The organism is Streptomyces sp. NPDC104106 (assembly GCF_055584345.1).
This window is the reverse complement of sequence record NZ_JBVJMF010000001.1, coordinates 537,415-555,449: the sequence shown is the minus strand read 5'-3', so window position 1 is coordinate 555,449 and position 18,035 is coordinate 537,415. Positions and strand designations below refer to the sequence as shown.

The window sequence follows — 18,035 nt, the reverse complement described above, 5'->3', positions numbered from 1 at the left end:
CGGCAAATTCCGAGCCGTCCAGGCCGTTCGTCGCGGAAGTCCCTGCTGGGCGCGGTGTACGGTCCCGGAGTGCGTGAATGTTCCCGGATCAGCCGGCGTGCCGTCCTCGGTCTGACGGCCGCCGCCCTTCCCCTGTCCACGGCCGCGGCAGTGTCCTTGGCCACGGACGCCGAGGCCGCCCCCGCGGCCGAGCCCGCCGTCATCGGTGGCGAACAGCTGGCCCGCGCCGGCGTGCAGGTGCGTGGTGCCTCCGGTCTTCCCGCGAAGCTCACCGCCCGCTCCTGGCTGATCGCCGACTGCGACAGCGGCGAGATCCTCGCCTCGTTCAACGCCCACCGGCGGCTCGCGCCCGCGTCCACACTGAAGATGCTCTTCGCGGACACGGTGCTGAAGAAGTTCGACCGCACCGAGCGGTACACGGTCAAGGACAGCGACATCGACGACGTCCCGGCCGGCTCCAGCCTGGTCGGCATCAAGGCCGGCATCACCTACACCGTCGAGCAGCTGTGGCAGGGAGTGTTCCTGCGCTCCGGCAACGACGCCGTGCACGTGCTCTCCCACATGAACGGCGGCATCGACAAGACGGTGGCCGAGATGCAGGCCAGGGCCGAGGACCTGCAGGCCCTGGACACGCATGTGGTCAGCCCCGACGGCTTCGACCACCCCGGCCAGATCTCCTCGGCGTACGACCTCACGCTCTTCGCCCGCCACGGCCTGAAGGACGCCGACTTCCGCGGCTACTGCGGTACCCGCACCGCCGACTTCCCGGCCGGCGGCAAGAAGACCTTCCAGATCCAGAACACCGACCGCCTGCTGACCGGAGCATGGGGTCTGAAGACATACGACGGCCTGATCGGTGTCAAGAACGGCTACACCAGCAACGCCGGCAACACCTTCACCGGCGCCGCGACCCGGGGCGGACGCACCCTGCTCGTGACGGTCATGCACCCCGCAGAGGGCAGCAACGCCGTGTACGAGCAGACGGCGGCGCTGCTCGACTGGGGCTTCGGGCAAGGGCGCTCGGCGCAGGCCGTGGGCACGCTGGTCGAGCCGCTCAGCGAAGGCGGCGCGAAGGCGAGCCCGGCGCCGGGCGGCAAGGGGGCCCAGGCGGCGGCCGGTTCCGGCTCGTCGTCCGGCGGCCCGTCCACCGGCCGGCTGGTGGAGGGTGCCGGCGCCACGACGCTGCTGCTGGCGGCGGCGGGTACGTGGATGGTGAAGCGCCGGCGCCGGGCCGCCGCGGCGAGTGCCGAGGCCGAGAGCCGCGCACAGACCGGGACCCAGCCCGGGGCCCAGACCGCGGCCCAGCCCGGGACCGAGACGCCGACGGAGCCGGGCGGCGGCCGCCACCGCCGCTGAATATGTGCGGCGGCCGTTCCGGTGACCGGTGCGCACCCCGCGTCGCACGCGGGGTCCACCCCCAAGTCCGGTCCGCGGAACGGCCGCCGCCTTCCCCCCTCGGTATGGCTCACGGAATCCACGTGCTCCAACTGTGAAGCTCTCGTGGAGAAAGTAGTTGAGCATATGCGCTCATCCGGCCGCAATGCCGCGGATGTTCGAACTCCGTTTGCGAGCGGGGGCTCAGCCCCGCCCGATGTACGGCATCGCCGTCGCCAGCACCGTCGCGAACTGCGCGTTCGCCTCCAACGGCAGCTCGGCCATGTGCCGCACGGTCCGCGCCACGTCGGCGACGTCCATCACCGGTTCCGGGACCACCTCGCCGTTCGCCTGCAGCGCGCCCGCCTCCATCCGGGCCGTCATGTCGGTCGCCGCGTTGCCGATGTCGATCTGCCCGACCGCGATCCGGTACGGCCGCCCGTCCAGCGACAGCGACTTGGTCAGCCCGGTCAGCGCGTGCTTGGTCGCCGTGTAGGCCACCGAGTGCGGGCGGGGCGTGTGGGCCGAGATCGAGCCGTTGTTGATGATCCGGCCGCCCTGTGGATCCTGCTCCTTCATGTGCCGGTACGCCGCCTGCGCGCACAGGAACGCGCCGTTGAGGTTGGTGTCCACCACATGCCGCCAGGCGTCGTAGGGGAGTTCCTCGACCGGGACGCCGCCGGGCCCGAAGGTCCCCGCGTTGTTGAACAGCAGGTCCACCCGCCCGAACCGCTCCACGGTCGCCGCGAACAGCGCGTCCACGTCCTCGGGCCGGGAGACGTCGGTGCGTACGGCGATCGCGGTGCCGGCCGGGACCAGTGCCGCCGTCTCCGCCAGCGTCCCGGTGCGCCGGCCGGCCAGCGCCACCGACCAGCCGGCGCGCAGCAGTTCCACGGCGACCGCCCGTCCGATGCCCGAACCGGCGCCGGTCACCACCGCGATCTTCGATTGCCTGTCATTCATGGCTCCGCAGCGTAGGCGGGAAGTCCGCCATACGGTTGCACGGTCGCCGTCCCCGCACGGTCACCGGACCGGCTTCCACCCGGTCACCGTCACCGGCTCCTCGCCCGGACAGCAGCCCGACGGCACGCACCTCGCTCATCCGTGCCTCGACAGTGTGTGCGAGCTGAGAGTATGGGGGCCGGCTCTGTACGGCCGGGAAGGACAGAGGAGGGACGCGTGGGACGCATGCCCGAGCGTGCGACGGCACCGATACAGCGGGAGGGGGGTGACGCCGCTGCGGTCTCCTCGCCGGCTCCCGGCCGCCGCACCGGTCTGCTCGTCACCTTCGTCCTCGGCGGCCTCACCGCGACACCGCCGCTCGCGATGGACATGTACCTGCCCTCGCTGCCCGAGGTCACCACGTCCCTGCACGCCCCCGCCGCCACCGTTCAGCTCACCCTCACCGCGTGCCTGGCCGGCATGGCGCTCGGGCAGCTGGCCGTCGGCCCGATGAGCGACCGCTGGGGCCGACGCCGCCCGCTGCTGACCGGCCTCGCCGTCTACCTCGTCGCCACCGCGCTGTGCGCGCTCGCGCCGAACGTCGAGACACTGGTCGCCTTCCGGCTGGCCCAGGGGCTCGCGGGCGCCGCCGGCATCGTCATCGCCCGCGCCGTCGTACGCGACCTGTACGACGGCGTCGCCATGGCCCGCTTCTTCTCCACCCTGATGCTGATCTCCGGGGTCGCCCCGGTCGTGGCCCCGCTGATCGGCGGACAGATCCTGCGGGTGACCGACTGGCGGGGCGTGTTCGTGCTGCTCACGGTCGTCGGCGCGCTGCTCGCCGGGCTCGTCTGGCTGCGGCTGCCCGAGACGCTCCCGCCCGAGGAGCGGCACCGCGGCGGAGCGCCGGAAGCCCTGCGCGCCATGCGGGCGTTGCTCACCGACCTGCCCTTCACCGGCTACACGCTGGCCGGCGGCTTCGCCTTCGCCGCGCTGTTCGCCTACATCAGCGCCTCGCCGTTCGTCGTCCAGGAGATCTACGGCGCCTCCCCCCAGACCTTCAGCCTGCTGTTCGGCCTCAACTCGGTCGGCCTGGTGGCCGCCGGACAGCTCAACGGCAAGGTGCTGGTCGGCCGGGTCGCGCTGGAGAAGGTGCTGGGCGCGGGCCTCGCGGTGATCGTCGTCGCCGCGACGGCCCTGCTGCTGATGTCGACGGGGGTCTTCGGCCAGGTGGGCCTCGCCCCGGTCGCCGCGGCCCTGTTCGTCCTGATGTCGGCGATGGGCGTCACGCTCCCCAACACCCAGTCCCTCGCCCTGCTGCGCACCCGGCACGCCGCCGGCTCCGCCTCCGCGCTGCTCGGTACCACCTCCTTCCTCGTCGGCGCGGTCGCCTCACCGCTCGTCGGCATCGCCGGCGAACGCACCGCCGTCCCCATGGCGCTCGTCCAACTGGCGGGAGCACTGGTCGCGGCGGCCTGCTTCGTGGGAATGTGCCGTCCCTGGAGCACACGGGGGAACACCCGTACGGGGCCGGAGGGAGACGAGCACTGAGCGCACCGCGACTGCGCGCCGACACACCGGAACGGGCCGGGCTGGACCCGGCCGCCATCGCGCACCTGATCGGCGATCTGCACACCCTGACCTCCGGCGACCGCCCCTGGGCGGCCGGGGCCGTCGTCCTGGCCGGCCGCGGGCCCGTGATCGCCGTCGCCGAGGCCGCGGGCTGGGCGGTGCGGTACGCCGCCTACGACCCCGAGACCGACACCGGCGTCGAACTGCCGCCCGAGGCACGGGTCCCGGCGACCGTGGACACGCCCTTCGACCTGGCCTCCCTGACCAAGCTGTTCACGTCCGTGGCGGCCGTGCAGCAGATCGAGCGCGGCACCCTCGGCATGGACGCGCGGGTCGGGGACTACCTGCCGGACTTCCACGCGGCGGCCGCCCACGGCATCACCGTGCGCCAGCTCCTCACCCACACCTCCGGGCTGCGCCCCGAACTCCCGCTGTACGACTGCCCCGACGACGCCGGCCGGCTGTCCCTGCTGCGCGCCGAGGCGCCGGCGTACGCCCCGGGCGCGCACGTCTACTCCGACCTGAACATGCTGCTGCTCCAGTGCGTGCTGGAGCGCGTCACCGGCCGCGCCCTCGACGTCCTGATCGAGGACGGCATCACCCGCCCGCTCGGCATGACGGCGACCCGCTTCGGCCCCTGTCGCGGGGCGGCGGCCACCGAGGACCAGCGCCGGCCGTGGGCCAAGGCGGACCGGGGGATGCTGCGGGGCGTGGTCCACGACGAGAACGCCTGGGCGCTCGGCGGGGTCGCCGGCCACGCGGGCCTGTTCTCGACCGCGGGCGACCTGGCGGTCTTCTGCCGCGCCCTGCTCGCCGGCGGTGCCTACGGCCCCGCCCGCATCCTCGGTCCCGACTTCGTCGAGCTGCTGCTGGCTCCGCCGGGGCTGGGCTTCGCCGTCGACCAGCCCTGGTTCATGGGCGAACTGGCGGGCAGGGGCGCGGCGGGCCACACCGGCTTCACGGGCACCTCCCTCGTCCTCGACCCGCACACGGACACCTTCCTGGTCCTGCTGGCGAACACGGTCCACCCCAGACGCCGCCCCCCGGACAACGCCCCCCGATCGGCCCTGGCGACCCGGCTGGCGCGAGCGGTGGTCTGAGCGCCGCCGGTTCTACCTCGAGCGGCGGCGGGGGCTGGGGGGTTGGGGTTGAGGTGGGAGCTCGGGTGGCAGCGCGGGCGGCTGTCCGCTCACGGAGGGGTCGGTGCTGGGCGTCGCCGTGGGCCAGGACGGGAGCGTCGACGCCGGGCCGCGGGCTGGGCTGTCACCGGTGTTCCGGTGTCTGAGCCGTCGCCGTCGGGTCGGGGCCTGGCTGTCAGCGTGGGCCAGGAGGGGAGCACCGACACCGGGCCCGGTCCGGGCTGTCGCCTGGTGTCGGGGTTCGGGGCGTCACCGGGGGCCGGACCCGGCCCGTCACTGGGGGCCCGGCGCCTGAGCCGTCGCCCTCCGGCCGGTGCCCCGGCGCCACCGCCCGGCCGTTGCCCGAGCCGTCGCCGCGTATCCGGCGCAGGGCCGAGCCCTGACCGTCCGACCGTCGCCCGGGCCCTCACTGTCCGGCCGGTGTCCAGGTGCCTCCACTCCGACTGCTGCCGAGCCCTCGCAGTGCGTCCGTTGCCCGACCGGTCCCGCGCGTCCGCCGCAGGGCCGAGCCGTCGCCCTCCGGCCGGTGCCCCGGCGCCACCGCCCGGCCGTTGCCCGAGCCGTCGCCGCGTATCCGGCGCAGGGCCGAGCCCTGACCGTCCGACCGTCACCCGAGCCCTCACGCCCCGACCGTCGCCCGAGCCCTCATCACCCGGTCGCCACCCGGGCCCTCACCCCCCGACCGGCGCCGAAGCCCTCGCCCCCCGGCCGGCGCACGAGCCGGGGCCGTAGAATCGCCGGGTGAACGACCCCGTGACCCCGGCTCAAGCGCTGCGTGCCGCTCTGGACGACGTCCTCGCGGGGCTCCCGCCCCGGCAGGCCGGTGGAGCCGTGGACCGGCTGATCGCCAACTACCGGGGTGCCACTCCGACGCACGCCCCGATCCTGCGCGACCGCGCCGACGTCGCCGCGTACGCCGCCTACCGCATGCCCGCCACCTTCGAGGCGGTCCGCTCGGCGCTGGCCGCGTTCGCGGAGGCGGCGCCCGGCTTCACGCCCGCCCGCCATGTCGACGTCGGCGGCGGCACCGGCGCGGCGACCTGGGCCGTCGCCGCGACCTGGCCGGGCGAGCGGGACGTCACCGTGCTGGACTGGGCCGAGCCCGCCCTCGCCCTCGGCCGGGAGATCGCCGCCGCCCGCCCCGACCTGCGCGGCGCCCGCTGGCAGCGCGCCCGGATCGGCGCCGACCTCGCCCTGGACGCCACCGACCTGGTCACGGTGTCGTACGTCCTCAACGAACTCGCCGAGCCCGACCGCGCCGCCCTCGTCGACGCGGCGGCCGGTGCCGCGCAGGCCGTGGTGATCGTGGAGGCCGGCACCCCGGCCGGCTACGCCCGCGTCATCGAGGCCCGCGACCGCCTGGTCCGCGCCGGGCTCCACGTCGTCGCGCCCTGCCCGCACAGCGCCGCCTGCCCCATCGCGCCCGGCACGGACTGGTGCCACTTCTCCGCCCGGGTGAGCCGCTCCTCGCTGCACCGCCAGGTCAAGGGCGGCACCCTGCCGTACGAGGACGAGAAGTTCTCCTACGTCGCCGCCACCCGCCTGCCCGTCGGCCCGGCCCCCTCCCGGATCGTCCGCCGCCCCCAGATCCGCAAGGGTCAGGTGCTGCTCGACCTGTGCGAGGCGGACGAGCGGCTGGCGCGTACGACGGTCACCAAGCGGCACGGCGACCTGTACAAGGCCGCCCGCGACGCCGACTGGGGAGACCCCTGGCCCCCGGCTGATCCGGAGGAGTGAACGTCCTGGCTTGTTAACGTCGCCCCATGGCCAAGAACCCCGCCCCCGACGCCGGCCGGCGCAGTGAGAAGTCACGCCGGGCGATCCACGCCGCCGCCCTCGCCCTGGTCGGCGAGGTCGGGTACCCGAAGACGACCGTCGAGGGGATCGCCGCCCGGGCCGGCGTCGGCAAGCAGACGATCTACCGCTGGTGGCCCTCCAAGGCGGCGGTGCTGCTGGAGGCGTTCCTCGACCTGTCCGCGCAGGCCGCGCGGGAAGCGGGACAGGAGCCGTACACCATCCCGGACACCGGCGACCTCGCCGCCGATCTCAAGGCGGTGCTGCGGATCACGGTGGACCAGCTCCTCGACCCGCGCTTCGAGGCGCCCTCCCGGGCGCTGGCCGCCGAGGGCGTGGTCAACGAGCCGCTCGGGCGCGAGTTCGTCACCAAGCTCCTCGAACCCCAGCTCCAGCTGTACGTCGACCGGCTGAGAGCCGCGCAGGACACCGGCGCCGTACGGCCCGACGTCGATCCCCGCATCGCCCTGGAACTGTTCGTGTCCCCGCTCGCCCAGCGCTGGCTGCAGCACACGGCCCCCATCTCGTACGCCTACACCGACGCCCTGGTCGACTACGCCCTGTACGGCCTGATCCCCCGCTGACCGTGTGAGGAGCGTCTCGTCCGGTTCCTCCGGATCCGCCCCGCGGCCCCCCGAAGCGCAGGAGGATGGGACGATAAGGCATGCTGTCCGCACACCAGCGAGGCAGACCAGCGAGGCAATCCGCGAGGCGAGGGGATAGATGAGCGCGACGTTCGGCGGCCGGTCCGGCCGGCAGGGCAGACTCTCCCAGTGGCTGCGTGGACGCCGCCCGAAGGAGGCCGCCGACGACAGCGGCCGCGAGACCCTGCTGCTCGCCGCCGCCGGGGCGGGCCTGCCGCTCGCCCCCGCCGCCCACCCCGCGCCCGGCTACCGCTGTTCCTGCGACCGCGTCGGCTGCCCCACCCCGGCCCGGCACCCGGTGTCGTTCGCCTGGCAGACGCAGTCCACCACCGACCGGGCCCAGATCGAGCGCTGGGCCCGCCACCAGCCGCAGGCCAACTTCATCACCGCCACCGGCATGACCCACGACGTCCTCGACGTGCCCCTGGAGGCCGGCCGGGAGGCCCTGGAGCGGTTGCTCGGCGCGGGGATCGAGGTCGGCCCGGTCGCCGAGAGCGACGACGGCCGCGTGCTGTTCTTCACCCTCACCCGCGGCACCCCCGAGGACGAGGACGAGTGGTGGCCCTGCGAGCTGGACTGCCACCCGGAGACCATGGACGAGCACCCCGGCCTGCGCTGGCACTGCCGGGGGTCGTACGTGCTCGTGCCCCCAGCCCGGCTGCCCGGCGACGACCAGCGGGTGCGCTGGGTGCGCGGCCCGGAGCACCCGCTGCCGGACCCGCTCACGCTGCTGGAGGCCCTCACCGACGCCTGCGCCCGGTACGTGGGCACGGAGCACCAGGGCGCCGCCTGGCCGCCGCGGCGCTGAGCGCTTCGCCGGACGTGCCGTGACGCCGTCGGCCGACCGCGGGTCCGTCGCGGCCGGCCGCGCCCCGCGGCGGGGCCGCTGGTGTCAACGCCCCGCGCCCGTCTCCGTCACTCGCCCTGCGCCGACGTCAGCCCCGACACCCGCCCCAGCAGCGACACGGCGCCGCCGCCCGCCGGGTCCAGGGCGACCTCGTTGGACATCAGCTCCAGCGTCAGGGACTGGTTCACCTCGCCCTTGGTCAGGGCCTGCACGTCCTTGTTCTGGGGCGGCATCGTGGTGCCCGCGGCGACGGTCCGCTTCTCGTAGTGGTGCGTGGTGAAGAACACCAGCGCGCCGCCGTCCGCCGTGCGCAGCGCCAGCGGCTGGTAGTCGCCGCTGGTGAGCGGCTTGTCGACGAACTGCGTCACCAGCCCCGGCTTGCGGGCGCGCTGGGCGCGGTCCGCGCGCTCGGCGCTCGTGTACGAGCCGGCGGCGAAGGTCTTGCCGCCCTTCTGCAGGTACGTCACGTAGTCCTCGCTCAACCGCCGGGGCGGCACGGCGAGTTGCGCCGTGTCGGCCGGTACGGCCTCGGCCCAGCCGTCCTTGTCGGTCGTGAACTTCGGTACGGCGCCCGGCGCGACCAGCGTCAGGTAGGCCACCCGCCACCGCTCACCGAGGGCGTTGCGGGTGAACACCATCAGCCAGCGGGCATCGCCCGCCTTGTTGCCCCGGGCGTCGGCCACGAACCAGCGCGGCCAGCCGGCCTTCTTCGGGATGGTGATCCTCACGTCCGTGAGCTTCAGCGGCACATGGCTCGCGTTGCCCGACGGGCTGTTGGTGTGCCCGGCCTTCAGCCGCGCCGCGTCGATGTCGCCGAACGGGCCGGTGACATAGGGCGCGTCCAGAGAGCTCTCGTAGGCCTTGTCGGCGTTGTTGTACGCGGTCGTGAACGCGGTGACCGCCCGGGCGGCCTCGGCGCGGGTGGCGGCGGGCAGCACCACGCGCTCGCCGTGCACCACCACGCACCCGCTCGCCGCCAGCGACACGGCGGCCAGCGAGGCCGCCATGAGTACGCCGCGGCGCGCCGCCGTACGTGCGGTCCGGTCACGCCCGCGGAGCCCGCGCGGGCTGCGATCCCTGCTCATCGGGTTGCTTCACCTTCCCCTTCCCGGAGGCGAACCCTACCGGGACGGGCGACACCGCGAGCGCCGGGACCGGGTACAGCGGCCACACCGTGACCTGGACGCCCGCCGGGTCCGGCGGGAAGCCGAACACGCGCCTCGCGGCCGGGTCGTGGGAGGGTGACCCGCATGGGGAACGCCTACAGGGAGCCGCTGGGGCCCGGCCGGCTGGTGCTGGGCATCGAGGGCCGGCCGGGGCCCCCGCCGCTGCGGTTCGAAGCGGCGGACGACGGCAGGCTGCTGCTGCGGCAGGCGTGGCGGCCCCTGCTGCTCGGCCGCCCCGAGGGCACGGGCGCGCCCTGCTGCCAGGACCTCCACCTGCACCGCCGCGACGGCTACCGCTCGCCCCTGCCGCCGATCCGGTCGGCGCGGATGCGCTCCGAGGCCGACTGGGCGCACCGGTACGCCCGTTGGCTGCAGGACTCCGGCCGGGACCCGCTGTACGACGGCCGCTGGGAGCTGTCCCTGCGGACCGCCTTCGAACCGGGCGTCTGGACGGCCGACCTCGTCCGCGACTGGCCCGGCGGGCTGCTGGAGCTGTACTGCGGTGGCGGATGGCACGGTGTCGTGCCCCTGCGCCGGCTCTCCGATCCCGGTGCCGCCCGCGTGAAGGCGTACGGCAAGCACGTGCGCGACGGCACCCTCGCCCCCGTCCTGCTGTGGTGGGCGCCGCTCCTCGACGGCTGGCTGATCCTCGACGGCCACGACCGCGCGGTGGCCGCACTGGCGCAGGGGCGGACCCCGCCGTGCGTCGTCCTGACCCGGCTGCGCGACGAGGAGCTGTGGCGGCGGGACGCCGAGGTGATGGCCGAGGGCCACCGGCGGCGCATGGAGCGCCTCGCCGCCCGTCCCGGCGCACCGGCGGCCGAACGGCAGCGGGCCGCCCTGGAGCGCGGCCACGGCGACGCCGTGGCCGGGCTGCCCTACGAGCCCTCGGGCATCCGCACCTGGCCCCTGTCCCGTGACGCGGCCGCCGCGATGTTTCAATTCCCCGGTGACTGACTACGACGTACTCCGCGTCTTCTGCGGACCGGACGGCGGCTACGGCAACGAACTCGGTGTCGTCCGCGACGGCTCGGTCCTGCCGGAGCGGGGCGACCGGCAGGAGCTGGCGGCCAAACTCGGCTTCAGCGAGACCGTGTTCGTGGACGACCCCGAGCGCGGTGTCATCGACATCTACACCCCCACCCTGCGGCTGCCGTTCGCCGGTTACCCCTGCGTCGGCGCCGCCTGGCTGCTCGACGTGCCCGAACTGGTCACGCCCGCCGGGGTCGTCGGGGCCCGGCTGGACGGCGAGTTCAGCTGGATCGAGGCGCGGGCGGAGTGGGCGCCGCCGCGCACCCTGCGCCAGTACCCCACCGCCGCCGAGGTCGACGCGCTCGACGTGCCGCCGCCGGGGGAGTGGATCTACGCGTGGGCGTGGCAGGACGAGGCGGCCGGCCGGATCCGCGCCCGTGCCTTCCCCGGCCGCGACGACGGGATCGACGAGGACGAGGCCACCGGCGCGGCGGCCATCCTCCTGACGGACCGGCTGGGCCGCGCCCTCAACATCACCCAGGGCAGGGGCTCGCAGCTCCTCACCGCCCCGCAGCCGAACGGCTGGGTGGAGGTCGGCGGACGCGTCCTGCTGGAGCGCTAGTGCCCGGGCAGGCGACGTTCGCCCCGTCGCGACGCCCGGCACGCTCCCCCGCTGCGCGGGAGGCGCCCCCACTCGCCGCACCGGCCGGAAGCCCACGTACGCCCAGTACGAGGGCTTCCGGCCGGCACGCCGACAGCACGCACCGGACGCCGCTCCTTGACGGGAAAACGTCGCCTGCCGGGGCACTGGTTCCCCGGCAGGCGGCGTTCGCCCCGGCACGCTCCCCCGCCGAACGGAAGGTGCCCCCACCCGCCGCACCGGAGGCCGCTCCTCCACGGGCACACGCTGCCTGCCGGGTCCACGGGCACACGCTGCCTGCCGGGGCACCAGCGGCCGACGGCGTATCGCGGCACTTCCAGCGGAGCGCTCAGGCGCTGAGCGGGAACTGCTCGCCCAGCGCCCTGAACACCGCCGTGTTCAGGGCGAACGCCCGCCCGCACTCCGCTACGACCCGCTGCTTCTCCAGGTCGTCCAGGGCCATCGCGTCCAGTTGGGCGCGGTAACCCCGCTTGAAGGCGGCCGGGTTGGCGATGCCCTCGAAGACGTAGAAGCGGACCCCGTCGCCCTTCTTCGGGAAGCCCCACGTCTTCTCCGCCCGGTCCCGGATGATCTGGCCGCCGGACAGATCGCCCAGGTAGCGGGTGTAGTGGTGGGCGACGTAGCCGCCGGGCCAGCGCTCGGCGCAGGCGCGGACGCGGTCCGCGTACGTCCGGGTCGCGGGCAGCGCGGACAGGGCCGCCCGCCAGCCGGGGCCGCGCAGATGCGCCAGGTCCCGCTCCAGTGCGGCAAGGCGCAGCAGCTCGGGCCGGATGAACGGGCCGGCCACCGGGTCCGAGGCCAGCCGCCCGGCGCCGCTCTCCAGCGCCTCGTAGACGAACCACAGCTGCTCGGTGTAGCGCGCGTACGCCGCCACGCCCAGCCGGCCGGCGAGCAGGTCGCTCATGAACGTCGAGGTCTCGGCTGCCACGTGCTGCTCATGGGACGCGGTGCGGATGAGGGCCGAGAAGGAGTCCATGAGGCCACCGCCCAGGTTGCCGACAGGCTGTCGGTAAAAGTCTACAAGACAGAGCCCGCCCTCCGCCAAGGACGGGCTCGCGCCGGCTCAGGGCAGGGTCAGGATCTCCGCGCCCGTGTCCGTCACCACCAGCGTGTGCTCGAACTGGGCCGTGCGCCTGCGGTCCTTCGTCACGACCGTCCAGCCGTCGTCCCACACCTCGTACTCGTAGGTGCCCAGCGTCAGCATCGGCTCGATCGTGAACGTCATGCCGGGCTGCATGACCGTCGTCGCGTGCGGGCTGTCGTAGTGCGGGATGATCAGGCCGGAGTGGAAGGACGAGTTGATCCCGTGGCCGGTGAAGTCCCGTACGACGCCGTAGCCGAAGCGCTTGGCGTACGACTCGATGACCCGGCCGATGATGTTGATCTGCCGGCCCGGCCTGACGGCCTTGATCGCGCGGTTCAGGGCCTCCCGGGTCCGCTCCACCAGCAGCCGCGACTCCTCGTCCACGTCGCCGACCAGGTACGTGGCGTTGTTGTCGCCGTGCACACCGCCGATGTACGCCGTCACGTCCAGGTTGACGATGTCGCCGTCGTGGAGCACCGTCGAGTCCGGGATGCCGTGGCAGATCACCTCGTTGACCGACGTGCACAGCGACTTGGGGAAGCCGCGGTAGCCCAGCGTGGAGGGGTAGGCGCCGTGGTCGCACATGTACGTGTGGGCGACCTCGTCCAACTGGTCCGTGGTGACCCCGGGCGCGATGATCTTCGCGGCCTCCTCCATCGCCCGCGCGGCGATACGGCCGGCGACGCGCATCGCCTCGATGGTCTCGGGCGTCTGCACCTCCGGCCCGGTGTACGGCGTCGGCGCGGGCTTGCCGACGTACTCGGGACGGCGGATGTTTCCGGGGACCGAACGGGTGGGGGACAGCTCCCCTGGTACGAGCAGCGACTGGCCAGACATGCCAGCGAGTCTATCCAGCGCGGATCGGGGGATCATGTCGGTGGCGAGAGGAGCCGCCCATGCCCCTGTTCAAGAAGCGCACCGTCGGAAAGCCGGGCGAGTGGTACTACTGCCTGGAGCACAAGAAGGTCGAGGAGGGCCCGGAGTGCCCGGCCAAGGACCGCTTCGGACCGTACGCCGGCCGTCAGGAGGCCGAGCACGCGATGGAGACGGCCCGCGAACGCAACCTCGAATGGGAGACCGACCCGCGCTGGCACGACGCGTCCGCGCGCGGGAACACCGACGACGACTGACCGGACCGGACGGGATCGGACCGCTGATCAGCCCACGGCCTCGGCGGTGGCGGCGCGCCGCTCGCGCATCCGGAGCGCGTGCTCGCTGGTCCGGGCGTCGTACGTCATGAGCCCCGGCAGGCACAGCGCGAGCAGCCCCATCGCGCCCGCGCAGGCCAGCCCGCCGGAGACGACCGAGGTCCGCACGCCCGCCCAGGCCGCGAAGCCGCCCGCGCGCACCTGGCCGAGCTGCGGGCCGACCGAGTACGACAGCAGCTCGATCCCGGCGAGCCGGCCGCGCAGCTCGTCCGGGATCGTCTGGTTCCACATGGCGGCCCGGAAGATCCCGGACACCATGTCGAAGCCGCCGCCGACCGTCAGGAACAGCAGCACCAGCCACACGTTCCCGCACACCCCGGCCGCCGCGACGGCCAGGCCCCAGCCCGTGGCCGACACCACCACCATCAGCCCGTGCCGGTGCACCCGGGAGGCCCAGCCGCTGGTCAGGCTCACCAGCATCGCCCCGGCCGGGACGGACGCGTACATCAGCCCGAGCGACCAGTCGGCGTGCAGCCCGTCCGCGAGGAACGGCAGCACGGCGAGCGGCATGGCGAGGGTCATCGCCGCGAGGTCGACGACGTAGGTGCCGAGGAGTTCCCCGCGGCTCCAGGCGTACCGGGCGCCCTCCAGGATCGCGCCCAGGGACGGCTTCGACGCCTCGTGGGAGGCGGGGGAGGGGGCGATCCGCAGGATGTACGCCAACGAGACGGCGAACGTCAGCGTGTCCGCCGCGTAGGCCCAGCCGAGGCCCGCGTAGGCGACCACCACGCCCGCGGCGGCCGGACCGGCGACGCCGCCGACGGTCCAGCGCAGCGAGTTCAGCGAGGCCGCGGCGGGCATGTCGTCGTGGGCGACGATGCGGGGCCACAGGGAGTCCAGGGCCGGGCGCTGCACGGAGCCGAGCGCGGCGGACAGCGCGGCGATGGCGTACAGCGGCCAGACCGCGGGCCGCGGGAGCAGGGCGTCGAGCAGCAGCAGGGCGCTCAGCAGGCCCTGTCCGGCCTCCGTCCACACGATGAGCTTCCGCTTGTCGAGCGCGTCGGCGAGGGCGCCGCCGTACAGCCCGCACACGACGAGGGGCAGCAGTTCGACGGCACCGACCGCGCCCACCGCCGCGGCCGACCCCGTCAGGTCCTTCAGCTGCACGGGCAGCGCGACGAAGGTGAGGAAACTGCCGAAGTTGCTGATCAGGCCGGACTTCCACAGCCGACGGAAGTCCGCGGAGGCGTTCCAGGGCGAGAGGTCGGGGAGGAGGTTGCGGAGCACAAGGGGTCATGCTCGATCGGTCGCGCACCCGGTGGCAACCGTATTTCCCGGCGCGGTCACCAGGGCGCCGGCGGCGGCGCCGTCAGGATCTCCGCCAGCCTCGACAGCCGGTCACGCACACCCCGCCGGGCCCGCGGAGGGCCCCCGTTCTCCCCGGCCCCCGCGCTGACCAGGTGCTGCACGGTGTCCAGGTCCAGCTCCGCACCCTCCGGCACCGCCAGCGCCTCGTGGGCCATCGCGGCCAGTTCGCCGCCGCCCGCGCCGAGCGCCAGCACCGTCACCCCGGCCCGCCGGGCCGCGTGCACCCGCTCCAGCAGCGGCGCGGGCTCGTCCGGCGCCACGACCAGCAGGGTCTCGCCCCGCCGCGCCGCCTCGATCCGGCCCGGCCCGACGGCCAGATGCGGCGGGTCCGAGGGGCGCACCCGGTGCCGTACGAGGGTCGGCGCCAGCTCCGGAGTCCCCGACCACGCGGCCTCGTCCACCAGGTGCGCCGCCAGATGCCACGGCTCGTACTCCGGCGTGCCCACCAGCAGCAGCCCGCCCCCGTGCGCCACCACCGAGCCGCGCAGCACCCCCGCGAACCTCCGGGTGGCACCCAGCCACTCCGTCCCGGCGAGCACTTCCCGCAGCAAGGCGACCCGTACGGCGTCCATGCGAGCGCATCCTGCCGCAACCGGCCGCTCGCGGCCCGGAGTTCACCCGCAATTCGCCCACCCCGGGGACATACCGGGGCCCCGCACGAACACCCGTCCCCGGTTCCCGGTCCCATCCCGGCCCCCGTCCCGGTCCCGCTTCGGCGGGCCGTCCCCATGACCGGTGCCCACGCCGCTCACGGCATCGACGCCGGCACGGCCGGATTCCGCCACGGGACCGGCGACTTCGGCCCCTACGGGACGGTCACCTTCCGCCGGGTGCCGCCGCACCGGCTCACCGGACCCGGTGCCGTACCCGCCACGGACGTAGAGTCGGGCACATGACCTCTACGACCTCTTCCGGCCCCGCTTCCGACAAGGCCCCCGCCAAGGACCCCTGGGACCTGCCCGACGTCTCCGGATACGTCGTCGGCGTCCTCGGCGGCACCGGCCCGCAGGGCAAGGGCCTCGCCTACCGGCTCGCCCGGGCCGGCCAGAAGGTGATCATCGGCTCCCGGGCCGCCGAGCGGGCGCGGGCCGCCGCCGAGGAACTCGGCCACGGCGTCGAGGGCGCCGACAACGCCGAGACCGCGCGCCGCAGCGACATCGTGATCGTCGCCGTGCCGTGGGACGGCCACGGCGACACGCTGAAGTCCCTGCGCGAGGAGCTGTCCGGCAAGCTCGTCGTGGACTGCGTCAACCCGCTCGGCTTCGACAAGAAGGGCGCCTACGCCCTCAGGCCCGAGGAGGGCAGCGCCGCCGAGCAGGCCGCCGCCCTGCTGCCGGACTCCCGCGTCACCGCCGCCTTCCACCACCTGTCCGCCGTCCTGCTCCAGGACCCGGAGATCGACGAGATCGACACCGACGTGATGGTGCTGGGCGAGCAGCGGGCCGACGTGGAGACCGTCCAGGCCCTCGCCGGGCGCATCCCCGGCATGCGCGGCGTCTTCGCCGGGCGGCTGCGAAACGCCCACCAGGTCGAGTCGCTCGTCGCGAACCTGATCTCCGTCAACCGCCGCTACAAGGCACACGCCGGGCTCCGCGTCACCGACGTGTGAGCCGGCAGGGGCGATGGGGGACACTGGTCGGCGAAGCAGTTCCGAGCAGTGTCCCCGACAGGAGCCGACCCGTCATGCCCCGCATCGCCCTCTGCACCCTCGTCGTCTGCGCCCTCGCCGTGGCCGCGGCCGTCGTCTCCTTCGCCCAGGGCAGCTGGCTGGGGATCGTCTGGGTGCTGCTCGCGGGCCTGTCGTCCAACATGACGTGGTACTACGTCAAGCGCAGCCGGCGCGCGGCGGCGGGCCGGGGCCCGTCCGCCACGAGCTGACCCGCCACGGGCCGACCGTCAGGAACCGGCGGCCGTGCACAGCTCCGGGGTGCCCTGCCAGAAGCGGTACAGCTCCTGGCCGCAGTAGCGGGAGAAGTCGTCCACGCCGAGGCCGCGCAGGATCGTGTCGATCGCGTCGAAGAACACGCTGTTGACCGACGGCACCCACAGCAGGGCGAAGACGAACAGCAGGCCGTAGGGGGCGTACGGCGCCACCTGGCGCTTGACCCGGTACGACAGCCACGGCTCGATCACGCCGTAGCCGTCCAGGCCCGGCACCGGCAGCAGGTTCAGGATCGACGCCGTCACCTGCAGCAGCACCAGGAACCCCAGCGCGAACCGGAAGTCGGCGGGCACCCCGTCCAGCGCGTGCAGCCAGAACGGCGCGCTGCACACGGCCGCGAACAGCACGTTCGTCAGGGGGCCCGCCGCCGAGACCAGGCTGTGCTTCCAGCGCTCCCGGATCCGGTCGCGCTCGATGAACACCGCGCCGCCGGGCAGCCCGATCCCGCCCATGATCAGGAAGACCACCGGGAGCACGACGCTCAGCAGCGCGTGCGTGTACTTCAGCGGGTTCAGCGTGAGGTAGCCTTTCGCGCCCACCGTGACGTCCCCGCCGTGCAGGGCCGTGCGCGCGTGCGCGTACTCGTGCAGGCACAGCGAGACGACCCAGGCCGCCGTCACGAACAGGAACACCGCGACGCCCGGCTGTGTCGCGTACCCGGTCCAGGTGGCCCAGCCGGTCACCGCCGTCACGGCCAGGATCCCGACGAACACGGGACTGACCCGGCGCTCGCCGTGGCGGGTGGTGGCGGTGGTCATCAGCGGGCTCCTGTGTCGTACGGACCGTCGGGGAATGCGACCGTACCGGGCGCGCGGTCATGGGGGAAACGGCTCGCGCCCACCGTCCGGTTCCTGGACCCTGGGGGGATGCCACGGATGAGGGGGTTCTGCGCGGACCGGCAGATGGAGTGCTGCGGCACACCGTTCGCGGTGGGCGACGAGGTGGCCTGGAAACCGGTCGCCTCCGACCGGCCGGACGGCCACCACGCCGCCGGGGCGTGGGTGGAGAACCACGGCGGGCCCGAGCTGCCGACCACCGGCCGGGTCCCCGCCGTCGAGCTGGTGCACGAGGAGTTCCGCTCGCGCCCGCCCGCCCGCGAAGCCGGGCCCGCGCCGGCGGCGCCGGACGCAGGCGTCGTCCTGCGCGGCGCGGGCCGCGCGCTCGAACCGGTGCCCGGCACCCTCGCCCGGACGCCCGCCGGCACCTGCCCGAAGTGGTTCGGGGAGACCGGCCTCGGCACGGTGGACGGCCTGGGCCGGGTCCGCCGCGGCCACGGCGCCCTCGTCACCCTGGACGCCCCGGGCACCGCCCACGTCCTGCGCGTACCGGACACGGACATACCGGACGCGGCGGGCGGCGGCTGATGGCGTGCGGACCGGCGG

20 protein-coding genes are annotated in these 18,035 nt (G+C 74.3%); 13 read left to right on the top strand and 7 right to left on the bottom strand.

Translation table 11 applies throughout. The annotated features are described in order from the left end of the window. The first annotated feature begins 69 nt into the window (after nucleotides 1-69). Nucleotides 70-1,356 carry a D-alanyl-D-alanine carboxypeptidase family protein gene (locus ACZ60X_RS02560; protein ID WP_469592397.1) on the top strand — a complete coding sequence of 429 codons (1,287 nt, stop codon included), beginning with the start codon at nucleotides 70-72 and terminating at the stop codon, nucleotides 1,354-1,356. 222 nt (nucleotides 1,357-1,578) lie between these two features. On the opposite strand, the gene ACZ60X_RS02555 is transcribed toward ACZ60X_RS02560, so the two are convergent. After that, entirely contained in the window at nucleotides 1,579-2,337 is a 759-nt protein-coding gene (locus ACZ60X_RS02555; protein ID WP_469592395.1) for an SDR family oxidoreductase, read from the bottom strand. A gap of 225 nt (nucleotides 2,338-2,562) precedes the next feature. Here ACZ60X_RS02555 and ACZ60X_RS02550 point away from each other — a divergent pair, with 225 nt between their 5' ends. The 5 genes from ACZ60X_RS02550 (at nucleotide 2,563) to ACZ60X_RS02530 (ending at nucleotide 8,273) form a co-directional block, all read left to right on the top strand. Continuing rightward, complete coding sequence (locus tag ACZ60X_RS02550; protein WP_469592987.1) at nucleotides 2,563-3,867, top strand: multidrug effflux MFS transporter; 1,305 nt, start codon at nucleotides 2,563-2,565, stop codon at nucleotides 3,865-3,867. Then, on the top strand, nucleotides 3,807-4,988 hold the full coding sequence (locus tag ACZ60X_RS02545; protein ID WP_469592393.1) for a serine hydrolase domain-containing protein: 1,182 nt from the start codon (nucleotides 3,807-3,809) through the stop codon (nucleotides 4,986-4,988). The genes ACZ60X_RS02550 and ACZ60X_RS02545 overlap by 61 nt, the downstream gene beginning before the upstream one ends. 780 nt (nucleotides 4,989-5,768) lie before the next feature. Further along, the gene (locus ACZ60X_RS02540; protein ID WP_469592390.1) at nucleotides 5,769-6,764 is read left to right on the top strand and encodes a small ribosomal subunit Rsm22 family protein; all 996 of its coding nucleotides are present in this window, start codon (nucleotides 5,769-5,771) and stop codon (nucleotides 6,762-6,764) included. A gap of 26 nt (nucleotides 6,765-6,790) precedes the next feature. Continuing rightward, nucleotides 6,791-7,405, top strand: coding sequence for a TetR/AcrR family transcriptional regulator (locus ACZ60X_RS02535; protein WP_469592388.1), 615 nt, complete (start codon nucleotides 6,791-6,793; stop codon nucleotides 7,403-7,405). Between the two features lie 139 nt (nucleotides 7,406-7,544). Continuing rightward, on the top strand, nucleotides 7,545-8,273 hold the full coding sequence (locus tag ACZ60X_RS02530) for a bifunctional DNA primase/polymerase (protein WP_469592386.1): 729 nt from the start codon (nucleotides 7,545-7,547) through the stop codon (nucleotides 8,271-8,273). 107 nt (nucleotides 8,274-8,380) lie between these two features. Here the strand turns inward: ACZ60X_RS02530 and ACZ60X_RS02525 are convergent, their stop codons facing one another. After that, nucleotides 8,381-9,397 (bottom strand): SCO2278 family lipoprotein, encoded by a 1,017-nt coding sequence (locus ACZ60X_RS02525; protein ID WP_469592383.1) that lies wholly within the window; start codon nucleotides 9,395-9,397, stop codon nucleotides 8,381-8,383. Nucleotides 9,398-9,562: 165 nt separating this feature from the next. On the opposite strand from ACZ60X_RS02525, the gene ACZ60X_RS02520 reads away from it, so the two are divergent. Beyond that, a complete protein-coding gene (locus ACZ60X_RS02520; protein ID WP_469592381.1) occupies nucleotides 9,563-10,435 on the top strand; it encodes a hypothetical protein in 873 nt (290 codons plus the stop codon). Further along, on the top strand, nucleotides 10,428-11,072 hold the full coding sequence (locus tag ACZ60X_RS02515; protein ID WP_469592379.1) for a PhzF family phenazine biosynthesis protein: 645 nt from the start codon (nucleotides 10,428-10,430) through the stop codon (nucleotides 11,070-11,072). The genes ACZ60X_RS02520 and ACZ60X_RS02515 overlap by 8 nt, the downstream gene beginning before the upstream one ends. 367 nt (nucleotides 11,073-11,439) lie before the next feature. Here ACZ60X_RS02515 and ACZ60X_RS02510 read toward each other — a convergent pair whose 3' ends face one another. Then, nucleotides 11,440-12,087, bottom strand: coding sequence for a biliverdin-producing heme oxygenase (locus tag ACZ60X_RS02510; RefSeq protein WP_469592377.1), 648 nt, complete (start codon nucleotides 12,085-12,087; stop codon nucleotides 11,440-11,442). A gap of 87 nt (nucleotides 12,088-12,174) precedes the next feature. Beyond that, complete coding sequence (map, locus tag ACZ60X_RS02505; RefSeq protein WP_469592374.1) at nucleotides 12,175-13,032, bottom strand: type I methionyl aminopeptidase; 858 nt, start codon at nucleotides 13,030-13,032, stop codon at nucleotides 12,175-12,177. A 59-nt stretch (nucleotides 13,033-13,091) separates the two neighbouring features. On the opposite strand from map, the gene ACZ60X_RS02500 reads away from it, so the two are divergent. Next, nucleotides 13,092-13,325, top strand: coding sequence for a hypothetical protein (locus tag ACZ60X_RS02500; protein WP_469592372.1), 234 nt, complete (start codon nucleotides 13,092-13,094; stop codon nucleotides 13,323-13,325). A 27-nt stretch (nucleotides 13,326-13,352) separates the two neighbouring features. On the opposite strand, the gene ACZ60X_RS02495 is transcribed toward ACZ60X_RS02500, so the two are convergent. Next, a complete protein-coding gene (locus ACZ60X_RS02495) occupies nucleotides 13,353-14,630 on the bottom strand; it encodes an MFS transporter (protein WP_469592370.1) in 1,278 nt (425 codons plus the stop codon). Between the two features lie 56 nt (nucleotides 14,631-14,686). Continuing rightward, on the bottom strand, nucleotides 14,687-15,283 hold the full coding sequence (locus ACZ60X_RS02490) for a hypothetical protein (protein WP_469592368.1): 597 nt from the start codon (nucleotides 15,281-15,283) through the stop codon (nucleotides 14,687-14,689). A gap of 156 nt (nucleotides 15,284-15,439) precedes the next feature. On the opposite strand from ACZ60X_RS02490, the gene ACZ60X_RS02485 reads away from it, so the two are divergent. From ACZ60X_RS02485 to ACZ60X_RS02475, 3 genes are all read left to right on the top strand, one after another. After that, entirely contained in the window at nucleotides 15,440-15,607 is a 168-nt protein-coding gene (locus tag ACZ60X_RS02485) for a hypothetical protein (RefSeq protein WP_469592365.1), read from the top strand. Further along, nucleotides 15,604-16,320 (top strand): NADPH-dependent F420 reductase, encoded by a 717-nt coding sequence (npdG, locus tag ACZ60X_RS02480; RefSeq protein WP_469592363.1) that lies wholly within the window; start codon nucleotides 15,604-15,606, stop codon nucleotides 16,318-16,320. Before ACZ60X_RS02485 ends, npdG begins: the two co-directional genes overlap by 4 nt. A gap of 74 nt (nucleotides 16,321-16,394) precedes the next feature. Next, nucleotides 16,395-16,589, top strand: coding sequence for a hypothetical protein (locus ACZ60X_RS02475; protein ID WP_469592361.1), 195 nt, complete (start codon nucleotides 16,395-16,397; stop codon nucleotides 16,587-16,589). Nucleotides 16,590-16,607: 18 nt separating this feature from the next. On the opposite strand, the gene ACZ60X_RS02470 is transcribed toward ACZ60X_RS02475, so the two are convergent. Then, nucleotides 16,608-17,411, bottom strand: coding sequence for a site-2 protease family protein (locus ACZ60X_RS02470; protein WP_469592359.1), 804 nt, complete (start codon nucleotides 17,409-17,411; stop codon nucleotides 16,608-16,610). A 108-nt stretch (nucleotides 17,412-17,519) separates the two neighbouring features. On the opposite strand from ACZ60X_RS02470, the gene ACZ60X_RS02465 reads away from it, so the two are divergent. Next, nucleotides 17,520-18,017, top strand: a complete 498-nt coding sequence (locus tag ACZ60X_RS02465; RefSeq protein WP_469592357.1) for a DUF6578 domain-containing protein — start codon at nucleotides 17,520-17,522, stop codon at nucleotides 18,015-18,017. Nucleotides 18,018-18,035: the final 18 nt, after the last annotated feature.

Excerpts from the sequence above, each read along its gene's own strand:
- ACZ60X_RS02555 (WP_469592395.1), bottom strand. The coding sequence starts at position 2,337 with ATGAATGACAGGCAATCGAAGATCGCGGTGGTGACCGGCGCCGGTTCG.
- ACZ60X_RS02550 (WP_469592987.1), top strand. The coding sequence starts at position 2,563 with ATGCCCGAGCGTGCGACGGCACCGATACAGCGGGAGGGGGGTGACGCC.
- ACZ60X_RS02535 (WP_469592388.1), top strand. The coding sequence starts at position 6,791 with ATGGCCAAGAACCCCGCCCCCGACGCCGGCCGGCGCAGTGAGAAGTCA.
- ACZ60X_RS02530 (WP_469592386.1), top strand. The coding sequence starts at position 7,545 with ATGAGCGCGACGTTCGGCGGCCGGTCCGGCCGGCAGGGCAGACTCTCC.
- ACZ60X_RS02525 (WP_469592383.1), bottom strand. The coding sequence starts at position 9,397 with ATGAGCAGGGATCGCAGCCCGCGCGGGCTCCGCGGGCGTGACCGGACC.
- ACZ60X_RS02520 (WP_469592381.1), top strand. The coding sequence starts at position 9,563 with ATGGGGAACGCCTACAGGGAGCCGCTGGGGCCCGGCCGGCTGGTGCTG.
- ACZ60X_RS02510 (WP_469592377.1), bottom strand. The coding sequence starts at position 12,087 with ATGGACTCCTTCTCGGCCCTCATCCGCACCGCGTCCCATGAGCAGCAC.
- map (WP_469592374.1), bottom strand. The coding sequence starts at position 13,032 with ATGTCTGGCCAGTCGCTGCTCGTACCAGGGGAGCTGTCCCCCACCCGT.
- ACZ60X_RS02500 (WP_469592372.1), top strand. The coding sequence starts at position 13,092 with ATGCCCCTGTTCAAGAAGCGCACCGTCGGAAAGCCGGGCGAGTGGTAC.
- ACZ60X_RS02490 (WP_469592368.1), bottom strand. The coding sequence starts at position 15,283 with ATGGACGCCGTACGGGTCGCCTTGCTGCGGGAAGTGCTCGCCGGGACG.
- ACZ60X_RS02485 (WP_469592365.1), top strand. The coding sequence starts at position 15,440 with ATGACCGGTGCCCACGCCGCTCACGGCATCGACGCCGGCACGGCCGGA.
- npdG (WP_469592363.1), top strand. The coding sequence starts at position 15,604 with ATGACCTCTACGACCTCTTCCGGCCCCGCTTCCGACAAGGCCCCCGCC.
- ACZ60X_RS02475 (WP_469592361.1), top strand. The coding sequence starts at position 16,395 with ATGCCCCGCATCGCCCTCTGCACCCTCGTCGTCTGCGCCCTCGCCGTG.
- ACZ60X_RS02470 (WP_469592359.1), bottom strand. The coding sequence starts at position 17,411 with ATGACCACCGCCACCACCCGCCACGGCGAGCGCCGGGTCAGTCCCGTG.
- ACZ60X_RS02465 (WP_469592357.1), top strand. The coding sequence starts at position 17,520 with ATGCCACGGATGAGGGGGTTCTGCGCGGACCGGCAGATGGAGTGCTGC.